At 36.3% G+C, this 17,510-nt stretch carries 20 protein-coding genes; 14 read left to right on the top strand and 6 right to left on the bottom strand.

All coding sequences use genetic code 11. From position 1 onward, the window contains the following. Window positions 1-399: 399 nt before the first annotated feature. Window positions 400-1,800: an anion permease gene (locus MOC86_RS08860; RefSeq protein WP_268583816.1), complete on the top strand. Its 1,401-nt coding sequence runs from the start codon at window positions 400-402 to the stop codon at window positions 1,798-1,800. 36 nt (window positions 1,801-1,836) lie between these two features. Here the strand turns inward: MOC86_RS08860 and MOC86_RS08855 are convergent, their stop codons facing one another. The 3 genes from MOC86_RS08855 to MOC86_RS08845 all read right to left on the bottom strand — a co-directional run bounded on the left by MOC86_RS08855 (window position 1,837) and on the right by MOC86_RS08845 (window position 3,654). Further along, window positions 1,837-2,316 (bottom strand): VOC family protein, encoded by a 480-nt coding sequence (locus MOC86_RS08855; protein ID WP_268583815.1) that lies wholly within the window; start codon window positions 2,314-2,316, stop codon window positions 1,837-1,839. A gap of 63 nt (window positions 2,317-2,379) precedes the next feature. Further along, the gene (locus MOC86_RS08850; protein WP_268583814.1) at window positions 2,380-2,712 is read right to left on the bottom strand and encodes a hypothetical protein; all 333 of its coding nucleotides are present in this window, start codon (window positions 2,710-2,712) and stop codon (window positions 2,380-2,382) included. A gap of 306 nt (window positions 2,713-3,018) precedes the next feature. Further along, window positions 3,019-3,654, bottom strand: a complete 636-nt coding sequence (locus MOC86_RS08845) for a YitT family protein (RefSeq protein ID WP_019392161.1) — start codon at window positions 3,652-3,654, stop codon at window positions 3,019-3,021. A gap of 238 nt (window positions 3,655-3,892) precedes the next feature. Here MOC86_RS08845 and MOC86_RS08840 point away from each other — a divergent pair, with 238 nt between their 5' ends. Then, window positions 3,893-4,198, top strand: a complete 306-nt coding sequence (locus MOC86_RS08840) for a hypothetical protein (protein WP_268583813.1) — start codon at window positions 3,893-3,895, stop codon at window positions 4,196-4,198. A gap of 241 nt (window positions 4,199-4,439) precedes the next feature. Then, window positions 4,440-4,763 (top strand): MFS transporter, encoded by a 324-nt coding sequence (locus MOC86_RS27355; protein WP_326847715.1) that lies wholly within the window; start codon window positions 4,440-4,442, stop codon window positions 4,761-4,763. A 75-nt stretch (window positions 4,764-4,838) separates the two neighbouring features. Here the strand turns inward: MOC86_RS27355 and MOC86_RS08830 are convergent, their stop codons facing one another. Next, window positions 4,839-5,108, bottom strand: a complete 270-nt coding sequence (locus tag MOC86_RS08830; RefSeq protein ID WP_268583812.1) for a diaminopimelate epimerase — start codon at window positions 5,106-5,108, stop codon at window positions 4,839-4,841. Between the two features lie 54 nt (window positions 5,109-5,162). After that, window positions 5,163-6,272: an AI-2E family transporter gene (locus tag MOC86_RS08825; RefSeq protein ID WP_268583811.1), complete on the bottom strand. Its 1,110-nt coding sequence runs from the start codon at window positions 6,270-6,272 to the stop codon at window positions 5,163-5,165. Between the two features lie 497 nt (window positions 6,273-6,769). On the opposite strand from MOC86_RS08825, the gene MOC86_RS08820 reads away from it, so the two are divergent. Continuing rightward, window positions 6,770-8,212: a SulP family inorganic anion transporter gene (locus tag MOC86_RS08820; RefSeq protein WP_268583809.1), complete on the top strand. Its 1,443-nt coding sequence runs from the start codon at window positions 6,770-6,772 to the stop codon at window positions 8,210-8,212. Window positions 8,213-8,356: 144 nt separating this feature from the next. Beyond that, complete coding sequence (locus tag MOC86_RS08815) at window positions 8,357-8,617, top strand: YuzF family protein (protein WP_019392167.1); 261 nt, start codon at window positions 8,357-8,359, stop codon at window positions 8,615-8,617. A gap of 50 nt (window positions 8,618-8,667) precedes the next feature. Here MOC86_RS08815 and MOC86_RS08810 read toward each other — a convergent pair whose 3' ends face one another. Beyond that, window positions 8,668-9,621, bottom strand: coding sequence for an oligopeptide/dipeptide ABC transporter ATP-binding protein (locus MOC86_RS08810; protein ID WP_268583807.1), 954 nt, complete (start codon window positions 9,619-9,621; stop codon window positions 8,668-8,670). Window positions 9,622-9,953: 332 nt separating this feature from the next. Here MOC86_RS08810 and MOC86_RS08805 point away from each other — a divergent pair, with 332 nt between their 5' ends. The 9 genes from MOC86_RS08805 to MOC86_RS08770 all read left to right on the top strand — a co-directional run bounded on the left by MOC86_RS08805 (window position 9,954) and on the right by MOC86_RS08770 (window position 17,398). Further along, on the top strand, window positions 9,954-11,246 hold the full coding sequence (locus tag MOC86_RS08805) for a homocysteine synthase (RefSeq protein WP_268583806.1): 1,293 nt from the start codon (window positions 9,954-9,956) through the stop codon (window positions 11,244-11,246). A gap of 231 nt (window positions 11,247-11,477) precedes the next feature. Next, the gene (locus MOC86_RS08800) at window positions 11,478-11,624 is read left to right on the top strand and encodes a Fur-regulated basic protein FbpA (RefSeq protein ID WP_268583805.1); all 147 of its coding nucleotides are present in this window, start codon (window positions 11,478-11,480) and stop codon (window positions 11,622-11,624) included. 60 nt (window positions 11,625-11,684) lie between these two features. Next, window positions 11,685-11,966, top strand: a complete 282-nt coding sequence (locus tag MOC86_RS27350) for a hypothetical protein (protein WP_326847714.1) — start codon at window positions 11,685-11,687, stop codon at window positions 11,964-11,966. A 3-nt stretch (window positions 11,967-11,969) separates the two neighbouring features. Beyond that, window positions 11,970-12,446, top strand: a complete 477-nt coding sequence (locus MOC86_RS27345) for an alpha/beta hydrolase (RefSeq protein ID WP_326847713.1) — start codon at window positions 11,970-11,972, stop codon at window positions 12,444-12,446. 121 nt (window positions 12,447-12,567) lie between these two features. After that, window positions 12,568-13,404 (top strand): MetQ/NlpA family ABC transporter substrate-binding protein, encoded by an 837-nt coding sequence (locus tag MOC86_RS08790; RefSeq protein WP_268583804.1) that lies wholly within the window; start codon window positions 12,568-12,570, stop codon window positions 13,402-13,404. 80 nt (window positions 13,405-13,484) lie between these two features. Continuing rightward, window positions 13,485-14,501 (top strand): methionine ABC transporter ATP-binding protein, encoded by a 1,017-nt coding sequence (locus MOC86_RS08785; protein ID WP_268583802.1) that lies wholly within the window; start codon window positions 13,485-13,487, stop codon window positions 14,499-14,501. A gap of 3 nt (window positions 14,502-14,504) precedes the next feature. Beyond that, a complete protein-coding gene (locus tag MOC86_RS08780; protein ID WP_268583801.1) occupies window positions 14,505-15,155 on the top strand; it encodes a methionine ABC transporter permease in 651 nt (216 codons plus the stop codon). A gap of 11 nt (window positions 15,156-15,166) precedes the next feature. Continuing rightward, window positions 15,167-15,994: a MetQ/NlpA family ABC transporter substrate-binding protein gene (locus tag MOC86_RS08775; protein WP_268583800.1), complete on the top strand. Its 828-nt coding sequence runs from the start codon at window positions 15,167-15,169 to the stop codon at window positions 15,992-15,994. A 57-nt stretch (window positions 15,995-16,051) separates the two neighbouring features. Continuing rightward, window positions 16,052-17,398 carry an LLM class flavin-dependent oxidoreductase gene (locus MOC86_RS08770; RefSeq protein ID WP_268583799.1) on the top strand — a complete coding sequence of 449 codons (1,347 nt, stop codon included), beginning with the start codon at window positions 16,052-16,054 and terminating at the stop codon, window positions 17,396-17,398. Window positions 17,399-17,510 lie beyond the last annotated feature (112 nt).

The following is a 17,510-nucleotide window of genomic DNA, read 5'->3' as shown; positions in this document are numbered from 1 at the left end:
TCACCTTTAAAAAGAGGAGTTTAGGACTTTTTTCATGGTATATTATTAAAAATATCTTCTTGATTTTGTTTCTGAATAAAAATGATTTATACTAGGTAGTAATCATCTTTTGGAGATGGTGTTCAAAAGCCACGTTTCTTGAATAAGAGCGTGGCTTTCGCTTGTTTTATAATGAAACTAATGAATTTCTTATATAACTAAAATAACTGCATTCTGCCTTTTTTCACTTTTACAATTGGAGTAGACTTGTACTGGACATATTTTCTTTTTTTCTTACTTGATATTTAAAAGAATAAAATGTGGGATAGTAAAAGAAAAGAGAATAAAATATTATAGAAAGAAGATGTTTAACATGATGTCCTTACATAGTCATTCACCTCGAAATGAAGGTGACCTGACGTGAAAGTTGTTCCTTTTCTCATTACAATAGCAGTAGGAGTCCTTATATGGTTTATTCGAGAACCTAGTGGGGTAGACCCGAAAGCTTGGCATTTACTAGCCATTTTTGTTGCCACAATTATTGGTTTTATTCTTAAACCATTGCCAATGGGATCGCTTGCTATTTTGAGCTTAGCTGTCGTTGCAGTGACAGGTGTTTTAACAATTGACCAAACATTAAGCGGATTTGCCAATACAACAATTTGGCTAATTGTGATTGCCTTTTTCATTTCACGCGGCTTTATTAAAACAGGTCTTGGCACACGTATTGCTTACTTGTTTGTGAAGCGATTCGGAAAAAAGACGCTTGGCCTATCGTACTCACTCCTTGTTAGTGATTTATTGCTTGCGCCCGCTATTCCAAGTAATACAGCACGCGCAGGAGGAATTATTTATCCAATCATTGCAGCTTTGTCAGAGACATTTGGCTCAAGACCAAATGATGGAACAGAGCGTAAAATGGGAGCATTTCTTTTAAAAGTTGGATTTCAAGGAAACTTAATTACCTCAACAATGTTCCTAACAGCCTTTGCGCCTAATCCACTTTCAGCAAAACTTGCGCATGATGTAGCAGGTGTTAACATTACGTGGACAGGTTGGGCCGTTGCAGCCTTTGTGCCTGGAATTATTAGTTTGATTGTAATTCCACTGTTAATTTATAAAATTTATCCACCGGAAGTAAAAGAAACCCCAGAAGCTGCTTCTATTGCAGAAGGAAAGCTTGCCGAAATGGGGCCGATGAAGAAGGAAGAAAAGTTTATGATCGGCGTTTTCTTTCTTGTTCTGATCTTATGGATTTTTGGGGAGTCTTTCAATATTGCGTCAACAACAACAGCTCTTATCGGTTTATCTGTTTTATTACTCACAGGCGTATTATCTTGGGACGATATTAAAAATGAGAAAGCAGCATGGGACACGCTTGTTTGGTTTGCAGCTCTTGTAACGCTTGCAACCTATTTAAATGAGCTTGGTCTTATTCCATGGTTCAGTGATGTGATGAGTAACGTTGTTAGTGGATATTCTTGGATCTTAGCGCTTATTATACTTGCTATTATTTATTATTACTCACACTACTTTTTCGCAAGTGGGACAGCTCACGTTAGTGCGATGTATGCAGCCTTTTTATCAGTTGTTCTCGCTGCAGGGGCTCCAGCAATGCTTGCAGCCTTATTGCTTGCTTTCATTGCCGGTTTATTTGGAGCAACAACTCACTATGGTGTAGGACCTGCACCTGTATTATTTGGGGCAGGCTATATTCCGCAAAATAAATGGTGGTCAATTGGTTTTATCATTTCAATTGTTCATCTCATTATTTGGGTTATTATTGGTGGTCTATGGTGGAAAATCCTTGGACTATGGTAAGAAAAGAAGAATAAGCCGCTTGCTATAGCAAGCGGCTTATTCTTCTTTATTTGCATAGATTTGTTCCGTGCTTCTCGAGTATATTTCAATCATATTTCCAAACGGGTCTTTACAATATACCATATAATAAGGTTTATTCTCTTGAAGCTGCCACGTTTTACTTACGCGCTCTCCGCCTTTTTTTACAATCTTGTCTGCTAGTTCATCAACGTTTTTATGAATCACACAAATATGAAAAAAACCAGGCGTCCATGGCGGAGGGGGCGTTCCTTCTGTTTTTGGATGCTTGAATTCAAAAAGCTCAATGCCCACTCCATTTATAGCACTAAGATGAGCTTTTCGCTTATGCGTAACTTCAGCACCACATAAATCCTGCCCTAGATCACCTTTTTCTCCAGGTTTTGCTTTCATTGTGTAAGGTCCTGCAATAAGCTCAAAGTCTAGTACGTCTTTATACCATGAAATAGCTTTATCTAAATCTGATACAGCTAAACCAATGTGTGTAATAGCAACCATAACATTACCTCCTGTTTCTTATCTTGTTGCCTTTTTGGGAGGATAATAAACACGAGGAGTAGATTAAATTAACAGACGCTTGTCCTTCTCAATTTTTCCTTTTAAAAGCTTAAGTTCTTCGCCTTCAGTAAGCAAATCAATAAGAACTCCGTTGAAAATATCATGATTTTGTTTTTTGTAATTAGATTGCAGATAACGTACTCTATACCATTTTTGATCATGTTCAAAGTACATATAGCGACCATGAGTATAATCTACCCAAAACTTCGTTTTCTTTCCGTTTAGTAATTTAGGAACATACCCCCATGTTCGTCCTTGATGAGAAAGTGACATAAGCGGTCTAGAGGTATTGATTGCTTCATAATAAAGTTTATGTTTTATATCAAATAGCATCATCTTCTATTTCCTCCTCTAGCTTTTTTAAAATTATAGTAGAGAAAGCGTTTATTTATGTTTATTTAGGACAACTTTTTCGGTTTAGGAAGCAATTTTGAATAGAATTTTTGAAAAACAGCTATACTGATGTTACATCACTAACAGGAGGACAAAAACATGAAGGAACGTTGCAACGTATGTAAACTAGAAAAGAAACCACATAAACAAACAAAAGAAAATCGATATTGTGAAGATTGTTGGGACATTATTAATAAAAAATATGCGGTAGAATCATAAAAACCCTTCGTAATGAAGGGATTTTATCGTTTATAAGGAGTTTTCAGATAAGGGAGAGAAATCTTCCTCTTGTTCTGATACATGGTTCTTTTCAATTGGTGAGCGTTTATGATAACGTCCAAGTACTGCACTCATCATGAAAATAGCAATAAAAGAATAGAGAACATGAACAATTCCAAATACAAAGATTGCCCCACAAAGAATCATGAGATCTGTTGTAAACATCGTTTTTCCTGGATTAATACCATATTTTTTATCAAGATATACACATAGCATGTTAATACCGCCGAGCGATGAGCCGTTTCGGAAGAGGAAAATTAGCCCAATCCCAATAAGAATTCCTGCAAGAGGCGAGGATAGAAGAGGGTGAGGAAGTGAAATAGGAAGCCATTCAGAGAAGAAGTCAGAAAGAAAAGAAAGAAGAGTTACGCTGACAAAGCTTCGAATAGTAAACAGCACACCAATTTGAGTAATAGCCATAAAATAGAACGGCAAGTTAATAATAAAAAATAAGATGCCGAATGAAAGTCCTGTTAAAGGGTGTAAAACCATACCAAGTCCAGCAGTTCCCCCCATGACAAGATGTGAAGAAGTTAACAAGTTAATTCCGAGAGAAACGGCTATGCAGCCAATTATAATGGAGACCCAACGTTTTATGCTTTCCATACTTATACTCCTTTACTTTCTTGATTTACTTTATCAGTATAAGATAGTCAAGGATAGAAGAAAACAACTTTGTTAGATAATATGACAAAGAAATAGTGTGTTTAGAACGAAAAGTGTAATTTTCTGAATATTTTGTTATGTTTCTTGACATATAGTTTAAATATCTTGGAAAAAGGGCATAAAGAGAGATATCTCTATAAGAGAACACATATTTTATAAAGGAAAGGAGTTGAGAAAAATGAAAGGTTCAACAATAATGAAATGGATTACAGGTGTATGTGAAGCATTGCTTGGTATTCCTTTTTTAGGAGGACTCTTTGTTCTTGCAAACGGGTGGGCTCCACTGCTGTTTATGGGAGTTGTTCATTTAATTACTCTTCTTTTATCTGTAAGAGATAATGAAAACAAGTATGGAAGTATTTTTGGAATTATCACTTCTGTTGTAGCTTTAATCCCTGTTGTTGGAATGGTTATGCATATTATAAGTGCTTTAGTTTTATTTGTAGCAGCCATTCGCTCTCGTCGTAAAACTCAAGTTATGTAGAGGTTTACATATGAAAGTGAGAAAAGGCAAGCAGAGATGCTTGCTTTTTTATATTGGGGAAAAGCGGAAAAACGAGTGGAAAAGGAACAATTTGTGTTTTTTCGACATTTAATGAATAAACTAGCGTTATTTGTCAATGTTAATAAGTGAACAAATTGTGAAATTTATGTGTCTAAAATATGAACTTTTTATTGAAACCTGTTCAATAATATGGTAATTTTAAAAAAAGGAGCTGATTTGCGTGAGATTAAAAAGAGGGAAAGGCCAAACAAATGAGATGACGGAAATGTGTAAACTGATCGCTTCTGGAGAACTTTTTGTGGGGGTAATTATCTTTGGTTTAAGTTTCATTGCAAGCGATTACAACAAAGATTATATTCTCACAATGCTCGGATTAGGGATTATGGGAGCTGCAATGGCTATGTTTGGATTTGGTTTGTTTCTCGGATTAATGGATGGAATGAAAAACGAAAAAAAATTAGCGGCTGAGTACAAGCTGTCTCCGCTCAAACCAAGCCGCCATACATTAAAAGAGAAAAATCCTGACTGGAAGCCATTGCCTTAAGCAGTGGTTTTTTTTTTAGGAAGAAATTATTTCGGTGGAAATGGCAAGAGAAAAAGTTCACAAGATAACTTGCTTTTAAACAAGAAACTTTCGGTGTGGTTTAACATATCGTTTAAGCTCAAACGTCAGCTGTTTTCTCATCGTTGTTCCCTCTACAGCTCTAGCAATGTCCTTAGCGTCCGGGAAGATACCAAACTCATTAAACCGAACGCGGATATTTCCTTGAAATAAGAGCTTGTCTTCTTCTGTTTTAACTGTAGAAGAAACAGCTACTTCTTTTGTTCCTAAAGAGTCAACAGTACGGGGATAAACGTCTGTAAGTTTAAATTTAAAGATATACTCCATTGTGATTTCCTCCTTTTTTATAGAAGAAAAGCTCCCTTCTATTGAAGAGAGCTTTTAAGTTGCCTCTGGTGGCGGTGTCTCGTTGTTCTTTGAACGCAATTTAATAAAACGAACAAGATTTAAAACAACGGTCTTACAAACCGCATAAACAGGTACAGCTAAAATCATGCCGAGGATACCTGCTAAGTTTCCAGCTACAAGTAGCAAAATGATAATTGTAAGTGGATGTGTGTCAAGTTTCTTCCCAATTACAAGAGGAGAAATGACGTTTCCATCAATTTGTTGAACAATAACGACTACGATAATGACAAAAATCGCTTTTGATGGAGAATCCAAAAGAGCGACAATAAGAGCGGGAGCAATACCGATGAACGGCCCTACATATGGGATAATGTTTGTAAGTGCTGCAATAATCCCAAGAATAATAGCGTAAGGAAGACCGATAATTAAGTAACCAATAAAGGTTGCAAGCCCAACGAACAAACAAACAATCATTTGTCCTTGAATATATGTTGCAAGCGTTTGGTTTGTATCTTTTAAGATTTTTAATCCTTCACTACGATAGCCTGTTGGAATGAAATTCATCAATGCTTTTGGGAATTTATCGCCGTCGCTAAGCATGTAATACAGGATAAAAGGAACGGTAACAACAGTAAGCGTTACATTTGTTAATACGCTAAAAATAGTTGAAAAACTGTTTGATAAATGTTCAGGAAGTGATGATCCTACATTTAATACCGTGTTTTGAATTTTTTCAATTGATACATAATCTTGTTCAACTACCCATTTAAATGCTTTTGAATTGGATAACTCATTGATGAATCCTTGCGCTTGGTTTATGTATTTCGGCATATTGTCCACTAGATCATTCACCTGACTTGAAAGAGAAGGGCCAATAAGTGAGCTAACTAATGTAATCACACCGATAAATAAAACATAAAGAGCTAAAATGGCAAGCGCTTTTGGAAATTTAAGTTTTTGTAAAAAATGCACGATAGGGCGAAATAAAAAATACAAAAATCCTGAAACAAGAACAGGAAAAAATAAAGTAGATACAAAAATGACGATGGGATTAAAGATAAATGAAATTTTTGTACAAACAAAAATTAATATAGCAATCATCAGTAATTCAAACGTCCAAAAATGAAGCTTTGACTTAAACAAAATCTTTCCTCCAATCACAAAGAATAAAAGGGATACCTCTTGCTACTCGAAAATTTACCATTTTCCATAAATAGCGTCAATATTGAACATGTTTATCGTACAGTAAGAAATTTTACTACTCTCTATTATACCTTTTTTTAGAAAGAAACACAGAAAAACGGAAAAAGAAAAAGTTGTTAGAAAAATAAAAATATTGAATATTTTATCACATTGAGTATATAATAAAACAAACCACTAACAATACTCATTTATGTGCAGATTACATGCATGTAGTTGAGTATTTTATTTTGTAAACAACACAAACAGAAAAGAGGGCTAGTACCTCTTTTCTGTTTTTTTATGGCTCATATTACACCTATTTTTTTAAAAAAGAGAAGAAAATTCTATTTTCATCTCTTCTCATATATGGTATGATTACAATGTTTTTGTCGGCCCCGACTTTTCAGAAGAGGAAAGTCACTACAACTACAACTGAATATTGATAAAGGAGTGTTAGCATGAACACACTACGTAAACAATGGTTTGGAAATATTCGAGGAGATGTGTTAGCTGGCATTGTTGTAGCTCTCGCTTTGATACCAGAAGCTATTTCCTTCTCAATTATTGCAGGCGTTGATCCTATGGTAGGACTGTATGCATCTTTTACAATGGCAGTCACGATTTCTATTTTTGGCGGAAGACCCGGGATGATTTCCGCGGCTACAGGCGCAATGGCTCTCGTAATGGGAAGTTTAGTTTCTGACCACGGTTTTCAGTATTTATTAGCGGCTACAATTTTAACAGGAGTGCTTCAAATTCTATTTGGCGTTTTAAAACTGGCTCGCTTTATGAAGTTTGTACCGCGCTCAGTTATGATTGGATTTGTGAATGCATTAGCTATACTTATCTTTATGGCTCAACTTCCTCACTTTAAAGGGGAATCTTGGCCAATGTATGCTTTACTTATTGGTTCTTTAGCTATTATTTATCTTTTTCCGCGTGTTACTAAAGCAGTTCCGTCTCCACTTGTCGCAATTATTGTGATCACACTTGTAGCCGTATGGACACATGCAGATGTTCGTACTGTCGGAGACATGGGAACACTTACAAGCTCTCTTCCTGCCTTTTTTATACCAGACATTCCGTTGAATTTTGAAACATTGAAAATTATTTTTCCTTATTCATTAGCACTTGCGCTTGTAGGGTTATTAGAATCGCTCTTAACGTCTCAAATTGTTGATGACATGACAGATACGGAGAGCAATAAAAATCAAGAGTGCAAAGGACAAGGGGTTGCAAATATTGTAACAGGCTTTTTTGGAGGAATGGCAGGATGTGCGATGATCGGACAGTCTGTTATTAACGTGAAATCGGGTGGACGCGGGCGTTTATCTACGTTTGTTGCCGGGATGTTCCTTATGTTTCTTATTCTTGTGTTGAGTAACGTTGTTGTTGAGATACCGATGGCTGCGCTTGTTGGTGTAATGGTGATGGTCTCTATAGGTACATTTGATTGGAGTTCATTAAAAGGAGTCACAAAAGTGCCGCTTACAGATTCAATTGTGATGGTTGTAACCGTCATTTCGGTTGTTGCTACACATAACTTATCAATTGGTGTAATCATAGGTGTAATATTAAGTGCCATCTTTTTCGCTGGAAAAATTTCTAAAGTCCATGTCAAAAAGAATGTTGGTAACAATGGAGAGAAAATCTATCATGTAGAAGGACAGCTTTTCTTCGTTTCGGTTACAGATTTTCAAAAATCGTTCGACTATAAAGAAGATGTTCAAAATGTAACAATTGATCTAACAAATGCTCACATTTGGGATGACTCAGGAGCAGCGGCCCTTGACAAAGTTGTTCTAAAATTTCATGAGCAAGAAACAGACGTGAAGCTCGTTGGTTTAAATAAAGGAAGCGCAAACCTTCTGAAACGATTAGCTCCACAGCATAAACTATAAAAGTATAGTTGTAGTTGATAGTTGGGTTGCGGAAAGTGACAAAACTCATAAAAAAGGATCCTTATATAAGGATCCTTTTTTTATCATATTATAAATTTGTCCTCTCATACACTGCAAAGAATGCAAAAATGAGGAGGGCCTTTGATGTCATATGAGGATTATCAACATGAGTATTTGTCTGAAGAAGAAAGATTAAAGATGACACCACAGCTTATAACGCTTGTCGATCCCTACGTATATGAAGCACTTCAGTCTCTTGATGAAAAAGATGTGGTTATTGAAACAGCTCGTGGAACTGTCAGAGGGAAAGTGAAGAAAGTAAAGCCTGATCATGTTGTTGTAGAGGAAAAAGGAAAAGACTTTTATGTGCGCATTTGCCAAATCATTTGGATTATGCCTGACTGAAAAGTGACTGCCCTGACTTCTACAGTCAGGGTAGATTTGTAATAGCGCTTTCATGTGTATAGATGGCAACTTACAAATTGCCCGGAACGAATTTCTCTTAGTAAAGGTTGTCTAGATTTGCAAGCTTCGTGAGCAAAATGGCATCTTCTATAAAAAGGGCAACCGTTAGAAGGACATAATGAACTAGGAGGCGCTCCTTTTAAAACAATTCTTTCACGCTTATAAATTGAAGGTACTGTTGACATTAGAGCTTGCGTGTATGGATGGATCGGTTCTTCGTATATTTGAGATACGGTTCCTTTTTCTACTATCCTTCCTTTATACATAACTGCCACTTGATCGCTAATATAATAACTGGCATTTAAATCATCTGAAATAAAAAGGTACGTAATTGCTCTTTTCTTTTTTAGATGAGAGAGAATATTTAAAACCTGTGACTGTACAGATAAATCGAGTCCAGACAGGGGATCATCTAAGATTAAAAGCTTTGGTTGTAGTACCAATGAACAAGCAATGTTTACAAGCTGCCTTTCCCCAGGAGTTAATCCTTGGATAGGATGATAAGCTATATGAGCTAAGCCCATGCTATTAAGTAGGTGGGAAATGAGACAATGTCCGTTCGTATTGCTACACATTTCGTGAGTTTCTAAAACTTTCTCTAACATTTTGAAAACGGTATAGTGTTTGTTCCATTTAAAGCTTGCTTCTTTGTCTACATATTGGATATCTTTTTGCAATTTTTTATCTTTCTTTCGGACGAGTTTTGTAATATCTCTTCCTTCAAATAAGACTTTTCCAGTTGTAGGAATAAGTAGTTTGCCTATAATTCGTCCAAGCGTTGATTTGCCACAGCCACTTTCACCAATCAAACTGAAGGTTTCTCCTTTAGAAATAGATAAAGAGATGCCGTCCACTACTCGTAGGACAGAAGTATTATATAGTTTATTTTTTATATAATGTTTCTCCATATTATAAATTTCAATAAGTGAGGGGGATGCTTGCATAGGAAATCCTCCTTTTTGAATTTTTGATAAAAAAAGAGATACTGTGAAGAGGTAGGCATCCTCATCAGTATCTCCTCCGGTTGACCGGTTGAACTTTAAAGTTATCTAAACTGATCGAATTAGTTGGTTTAAAAAGAAGGTACCTCACAATATCTTAATTGTCAAATGTTTATGCTTCTTTGTGAGAAAAATTATAGTTTATTTTTACATAGTTTAGTAAAAAAAGGTTGACAAATAAATTTTCTTTTCTGTATATTATTATTCAAAGTTATTAAAGTTTATTATTCCGATTGTTTTTGTTGGTATTAAATGGCTTTTCAGGAGGGATAGGGATGACAAATTTTCAAAATCAACACTTAGACACAAAAGCTATTCATGCAGGGCAAGTTATTGATTCCACTACTTTTGCACGTGCGGTACCTATTTACCAGACATCGTCATTTTCGTTTCAAGATAGTGAGCATGCAGCTAGTTTGTTTGATTTAAGTGAAGAAGGATATGTTTATACGAGAATCATTAATCCAACTACAGACGTTTTTGAAAAAAGGGTGGCAGCTCTTGAGGGAGGCATAGGGGCATTAGGGGTTTCATCAGGTCAGTCTGCAACCGCTTTTTCCATCTTAAATATTGCTTCTTCCGGGGATGAAATTGTCGCTTCGAGCAGCTTGTACGGTGGAACATATAATTTATTTTCAACGACGCTTTCCAAATTTGGGATTACTGTGAAGTTTGTTAACTCTGAGAATCCAGAGAATTTTAAGAAAGAGCTAACAGAGAAAACGAAGGCTATTTTTGCTGAGACCGTAGGAAATCCAAAAGGAGATGTGCTAGATATAGAGGCAGTAGCTACCATTGCTCACCAACATAAAATTCCTCTGATTGTCGATAATACGGTTCCAAGTCCTTATCTTCTTAGACCGATTGAGTTTGGGGCAGACATTGTAGTGCATTCTGCGACAAAGTTTATAGGAGGTCACGGAACAACAATTGGAGGAATTATTGTTGATAGTGGGAAATTTGACTGGGAAAAAAGCGGTAAGTTTCCAGACTTAACAAACCCTGATCCAAGTTATCATGGGTTAGTATATACAGAGGCTGCTGATGAAGCAGCTTATATTACGAAAGCTCGTGTTCAACTTCTAAGAGACTTAGGTTCAGCTCTTTCTCCTTTTAATTCTTTTTTGCTTTTACAAGGTTTGGAGACGTTGCATCTTCGACTGCAAAGACATAGTGAGAACGCTCTTCAAGTTGCTAGTTTTCTTGAAGGTCATGAACTAGTAGACTGGGTCAGCTATCCAGGACTTAGCAGTCATCCGACGAACAAGTTAGCTAAAAAGTACCTTCCAAAAGGGCAAGGAGCAATCTTGACGTTCGGCATTAAAGGAGGTCAAAAAGCGGCAACAAAACTTATTAATTCTGTTCAGCTTTTTTCTCATTTAGCTAATATTGGTGATTCAAAGTCACTGATTATTCATCCTGCAAGTACAACACATCAGCAGCTGACAGAAGAAGAACAACAATCATCTGGCGTCACTCCAGAACTTATCCGTCTTTCAGTTGGAACAGAATTTATCGATGATATTTTAAAAGATTTAGATGATGCTCTTAGAGCAAGTCAATCCTAGCCATTTATTTTGTTTTATAACTGAGTTGACTTATCAGAATAGTGGGTATATACTAAAGGAAATTTAGGAACCGATCGAGCAGACGAAGGTCCGACCAAAAAAGGGTTGGATCTTTTTTGTTTTTAAAAAGCGGTGAGAGAAGATGGAAAAGGAAAGATGCTATTCTTCTTTGGATTAACCTTGTTAATCATTTTTTTTTGAGGATCACAAAGCAGTGTCAGGAGGGAAAGAATGTTTAATCATAAAGAACACCTAGTACAACAATTGCTTGAGCTTGGTATTTATAAAAAGGGTGAGTATCATCTTTATGAACTAAGCGTTTCAGAGCTTGAAGTCGAATATTATAATCAGTTAAATAACGAAAAGCCAATTGGATAACCAAAGGCCTACTATTCACATAGTAGGCCTTTTTTGTTCAAAAATAAAAGAGGTGAAAAGTTGATATACCCTGTTATAGATGGTGCAGAGTCTTTTTTTATAAAAGGTAACTCAGTTGGTCTTCTCCTTTCCCATGGATTTCTGGGAACACCTCAAAGTGTAAAAGACTTAGGAGAACAATTTGCTCAACTAGGTTATATGGTGTATGCTCCTCGTTTAAAAGGGCATGGAACGCACTATAAAGATGTGGAGAAAGCAACTCATGAGGAATGGTTTTCTGATTTAGAAAAAGGATATAAACGTTTGAAGAGATATTGTTCAGTCATCTATGTAGTAGGGTAGTCAATGGGAGGGACGCTTGCTATTTTGTTGGCAAATAAACACCAAGGAATAGAGGGCCTTATCCTTATTAATGAGGCATTATCTGTGCCAAGTTATGAATTATTGAGAAATCAACTAACTCCTCGCTATATAGAGGAAAGTAAGCCTGATATTAAAAAACAAGGTGTAGTTGAAATAACATATAGTAAAGTTCCGCTCCGGTCCATTCATCAGCTTCAACGTTTAATGAACCAAATTACAGTCGAGGAGCTAAGGAACGTAAAGATTCCTCTTTTAAGCTTTAAGTCCTTAGAAGATCACATTGTTCCTCCAGAAAATACTGACTATATCATGCAGCATGTAAGTTCGTTAAAGAAGAGGTCAATTTCTTTGAGTGATTCCTTTCATGTTGCATCAATGGATAATGATAAAAACAAAATTGTTAGAAAAACGCATGCTTATATACAAGAAAACACCCAAGGAAAAGAAATATTAGTCTAAAACTGATTAAATCACCAAGAGCTCTCATATGATGAACATTTTAGGGAGCAAGACCCCACCTTTTGAAATGAAAGGGGAAAATTATCAAACAATATAGGATTGAGAAGAGGGAGAGAAAATCATGAAGAAAAAGTACCTTTTTATCTTTTTAAGTTTAATCCTGTTCATTCTTTCAGCTTGTTCATCATCTTCTAGTGAATCTTTAAAAAAAGAAGAAAGTCAACAAGATCAACCCGTCACTCTACGGATTGGAGCTTCTTCAACTCCGCACGCAGAAATTCTTGAATTTATAAAGCCAGCTCTTAAGAAGGAAGGAATCAATCTAGATATTCAAACGATTACAGATGGAATTCAAACAAATGAAAGCACAGCAAATGGAGAGCTTGATGCTAACTTTTTTCAACATACGCCTTTTTTAAAACAAACGAATAAAGATAGTGGCTTAAACCTCGTTAAAGTGGAAGGAATCCATATTGAACCTTTTGGTGTATATTCTAAAAAAGTGAACTCAATTAAAAACTTGAGAAAAGGAGGAAGCATTGCTCTTCCGAACGATCCTGTTAATTTCTCACGCGCGTTAGAGCTTTTTGACGCGAATCAAATAATTGAACTTGATAAGGGAGATGCTCAGAATAAACAATTTACGTTAGAAGATATTAAAAAGAATCCACGAGAGTTAGAGTTTATCAAAGTCGATGGGCCCCTACTTCCTCGTTCATTAGATGATGTTGATGCAGCAGCCATTAATACAAATTATGCCCTAGAAGCCAAGCTCAATCCGAAAGAAGATGCCCTAATAATAGAAGATGATCATTCTCCATATGTGAATATTTTAGTTTCTCGTCAGAATAATAAAGACGACGATTTTATTCAAAAGCTAGCTAAAGCGTTAACGACGGAAGAAGTTAGAACGTTTATTAACGAGCATTATAAAGGAGCGGTAGTACCTGTTTTTTAAGAAGAAAGAAATAGCCAGGAGGCTTAAATGAAACTTAAAGCGATACACGACAAAATTTATCATTAATGGGGGAGAGCGTGTTGATTCAATTTAGAAATGTCTCTAAAACTTTTTATACAAAGTCTAGGAAAATTCAAGCTTTACACAATATCAATTTAACGATTGAAAAAGGAGATATATTTGGGGTTATCGGTCATAGCGGGGCTGGTAAAAGCACGCTTATCCGGACGGTAAACTTATTAGAACAACCAACAAAAGGTGAAATTATTGTGAACGGAAAAAACTTAGTGCATTTATCAGAAAGAAAAATGCGGAATGCAAAGAAAAACATTGGCATGATTTTTCAACATTTTAATTTGCTAGAATCCAAAACCATTTTTGATAATGTGGCTTTACCTCTTCGCTTAATAAAGGCTTCAAAAGCCTTTATTGCAGAACGAGTGAAAGAGCTTTTAACATTTGTAGGATTAGAAGATAAAATCCATCACTATCCAAACCAATTATCAGGAGGACAGAAGCAGCGAGTCGGGATTGCAAGAGCACTTGCAACAAATCCATCGATTCTCTTGTGTGATGAAGCAACATCTGCTTTAGATCCTGAAACAACGCTTTCTGTTCTACAGTTACTAAAACAAATTAATAGGCAATACGGCATTACCATTCTCATGATTACTCATCAAATGGATGTTGTTAAACAAATTTGTAATAGAGTAGGAGTAATGCATAACGGAGAGCTTATTGAGGAAGGACGAATTATCGATGTGTTTTCAAATCCCCAAAACCCTATCACAGAAAATTTTGTGAAAACTGTTATAAAAGATGATGTGCCAGAAAGGGTGTTTGATTACTTGAAGTCGAAAAATGATAGTCGCGTTTACAAAATACGCTTTGTAGGAGAGTCTACAGGGCAGCCGATTATATCAGAAATTGCTAAAGCATTTACCGTTCACATTAACATTTTATTTGGAAATATTACAGAGTTGCAAAACGTTCCTTTTGGGCATTTAATTGTAGAATTTCAAGGAGATGTGAATGAAATTCAGCGCGCTTATGAACACATTTCAGCACAAAATATCGTCATTAAGGAGGTTGGGTAGGAAATGGAAGTAAGTACAGAATTGATTTTGCAATCACTATGGGAAACCTTATATATGGTCAGTATATCCCTTGTTTGCGGCTCGCTCATTGGCATTCCGCTAGGAGTTTTATTAGTCGTAACAAGGAAAGGTCATATTTTAGAAAATGCGTTTATTTTTTCTATTTTAAATCCTATCGTGAATATTCTTCGGTCTATTCCTTTTATTATTTTACTAATAGCTATCATTCCTTTTACTAGATTACTAGTAGGAACTTCTATTGGCACTACTGCAGCTATCGTTCCGCTTGTTCTTCATATTGGTCCTTACATGTCAAGACTAGTAGAAAATTCGCTCTTAGAAGTTGATAAAGGGATTATTGAATCTGCCAAATCAATGGGAGCGACGCCTTTACAGATTATTTATCATTTTCTTTTTCCAGAAGCGTTCGGCTCTATTGTTCTAAGTATTACAACTGTGACTATCGGTTTGGTTGGTGCAACGGCAATGGCGGGCGCAGTTGGTGGAGGCGGGTTAGGTGATTTAGCGATTACATACGGCTATCAGCGTTTTAGCACCATTACAATTGTCGTAACTGTTGTGATTTTAGTTGTTCTCGTGCAATTCATTCAAATGTTAGGTCACTTTTTTGAACGAAAATTAAGAAGAGCTTAGGAGGAAGAAGGATGAAAAAAGGTCTCGGATGGATCATAGTATTACTGCTGTGCATAGGATTCTTGAGCGGCTGTCAAGAAAAGACGGCGAGCACTTCAGAACAAACGATTAAAGTAGGCATACGGACTTCAGAGTTGAAAACGTGGGAGTTTATTAAATCAAAAGCAAAAGAAGAAGGGTTAAACATCGATATCGTGACTTTTACTGCAGCTGTGGATCCTAACCAGGCTCTCTCAGAAGGGGATATTGATGTTAATGCGTTTCAGCATGTTGCGTATTTGGATACGTTTAATGAAAAGAATCATACTGATATTGTTCCAATTGGCACAACCATTATCGCACCGCTAGGTCTTTACTCTAATAAATATAAAGATTTAAAACAGCTTCCAAATGGAGCAAAGATTGCTGTACCTAATGATCAATCGAACTGGGGAAGAGCTTTAGTGCTTCTGCAGGAAGCAAACTCACTAACAGTTGTAGATGATTTTGATGGAAATGGGGGAGAAGACAAAATTAAGAAAAATCCTAAAAACCTAGAAATTATTCCGGTTGACTCAGCAACTACGCCGCGCGTAATGGAAGACGTTGACGCTTCTATCATTAATAATGGGGTAGCTGTTGAAGCAGGACTAGGATTAAAGGATGCTCTTGTTCATGAAAGCAAAACGGCTAAACCGTATATTAATGTTATTGCAGCAAGGAAAGAAGATCAAAATAATGAAACATACAAAAAGCTTGTTCACCTTTATCAAAGTGACGAAGTTGCTAATTATATAGAAAAGACGTTTAATGGAAACTATTTACCTACTTTTATTCCCTTAAAAGAACTCCAAAGTTAAGAAAAGAGAAATGGACGGAGGGGAGCTCAAGATTTTAATGAAGGAGGAAGACGGTTTATGAGCAAAAAACAGATGAAGTTGGCAGCTTATCTTGTTGGAACAGGAATGCATGTTGCCTCGTGGAAACATCCAAAAGCAAATCCGAAAGCAAGCATAGATGTTGAACATTATAAACAATTAGCCCGCGTTGCTGAAAATGGGAAATTTGATATTGCTTTTATTGCAGACAGTTTAGCGATTAATGAACAATCTCACCCTAATATTTTAAATCGATTTGATCCCATTGTTTTAATTACAGCACTAGCAGAAGCTACGTCTAAAATTGGAATTGTTGCAACTGCCTCGACTACGTATAGCGAGCCATATATTTTGGCTCGCCAATTTGCTTCTGTTGATCATATAAGCAGAGGTCGCGCGGGGTGGAACCTTGTGACAACAGGCGATGCTACAGGAGCTACGGCTCAAAATTTTGGTCGAGAAACTCATGAAGAACACGACGTGCGTTATGAACGGGCGGAAGAATTTATTGACGTTGTACAAGGACTTTGGGATTCATGGGAAGACGATGCGTTTGTATTGGATAAAGAAAAGGGAATGTTTTTTAATGAAGAAAAACTGCATAGACTAAACTATAAAGGAACCTTCTTTTCTGTTCGTGGACCGCTTAATATTGCAAGATCTGTACAAGGTCAACCTGTGATCGTTCAAGCCGGCTCTTCTCCTTCAGGTCAACGTCTTGCCGCTCGTACAGCAGAAGTAGTTTTTATCCATAAAGACAGCAAAGAAGAAGCAAAAAAGTATTATCAAATCTTAAAAAGTCAGGTGAAAACATTTAACCGTGATCCTGAGAGTTTGTTCATTCTTCAAGGGATATCACCCATTATTGGCCGCACAGAAGCAGAAGCTCACGAAAAGTATACTGAACTACAGCGTCTTCTTTCATCCTACGAAGGGCTGCAATTTTTATCAGGATATATGGGGAATATTGATTTTACAAAATACCCTTTAAATATGCTAGCATCAGAGATTAATTTCCCGAAAGTAAACGGCATTCAAAGTCAGTTTGATGAAATGAAGCGTATTATGAAAGAAGAAAAATTAACCGTTGGAGATTTATACTATCGTTTTGTTGGAGCGGGAAGGAAGGATGCGTTCGTAGGCACGCCTCACCAAATTGCTGATGAAATGGAGAAATGGATAGAAGAAGGAGCTGCTGACGGATTTATGCTTCAATGCCCCTTACTTCCGGCAGGATTAGAAGATTTTGTTCAATATGTTGTGCCTCTTCTCCAAGAGAAAGGAATATACCGGAGTGAATATGAAGGAACAACGCTAAGAGAACATTTAGGCCTTAGGAAACCAAAGAATCGATACGCTCGTTCAATATATAAAGGGAGCTTATAAAAAATGAGAACGGTTTTGAAATAAAATCATACTATACCTATAGAAATTAATAGATTAAAAATATTTGTTTTTTGCGAACTTTTAAACCGCATAATTTATCGTTAATTTGCTT

This window comes from Priestia endophytica, from assembly GCF_026790145.1.
GTDB classification, from domain to species: domain Bacteria; phylum Bacillota; class Bacilli; order Bacillales; family Bacillaceae_H; genus Bacillus_I; species Bacillus_I endophytica_A.
Note: the sequence above shows the minus strand (reverse complement) of the source record. Positions and strands in the feature narration are given on the sequence as shown.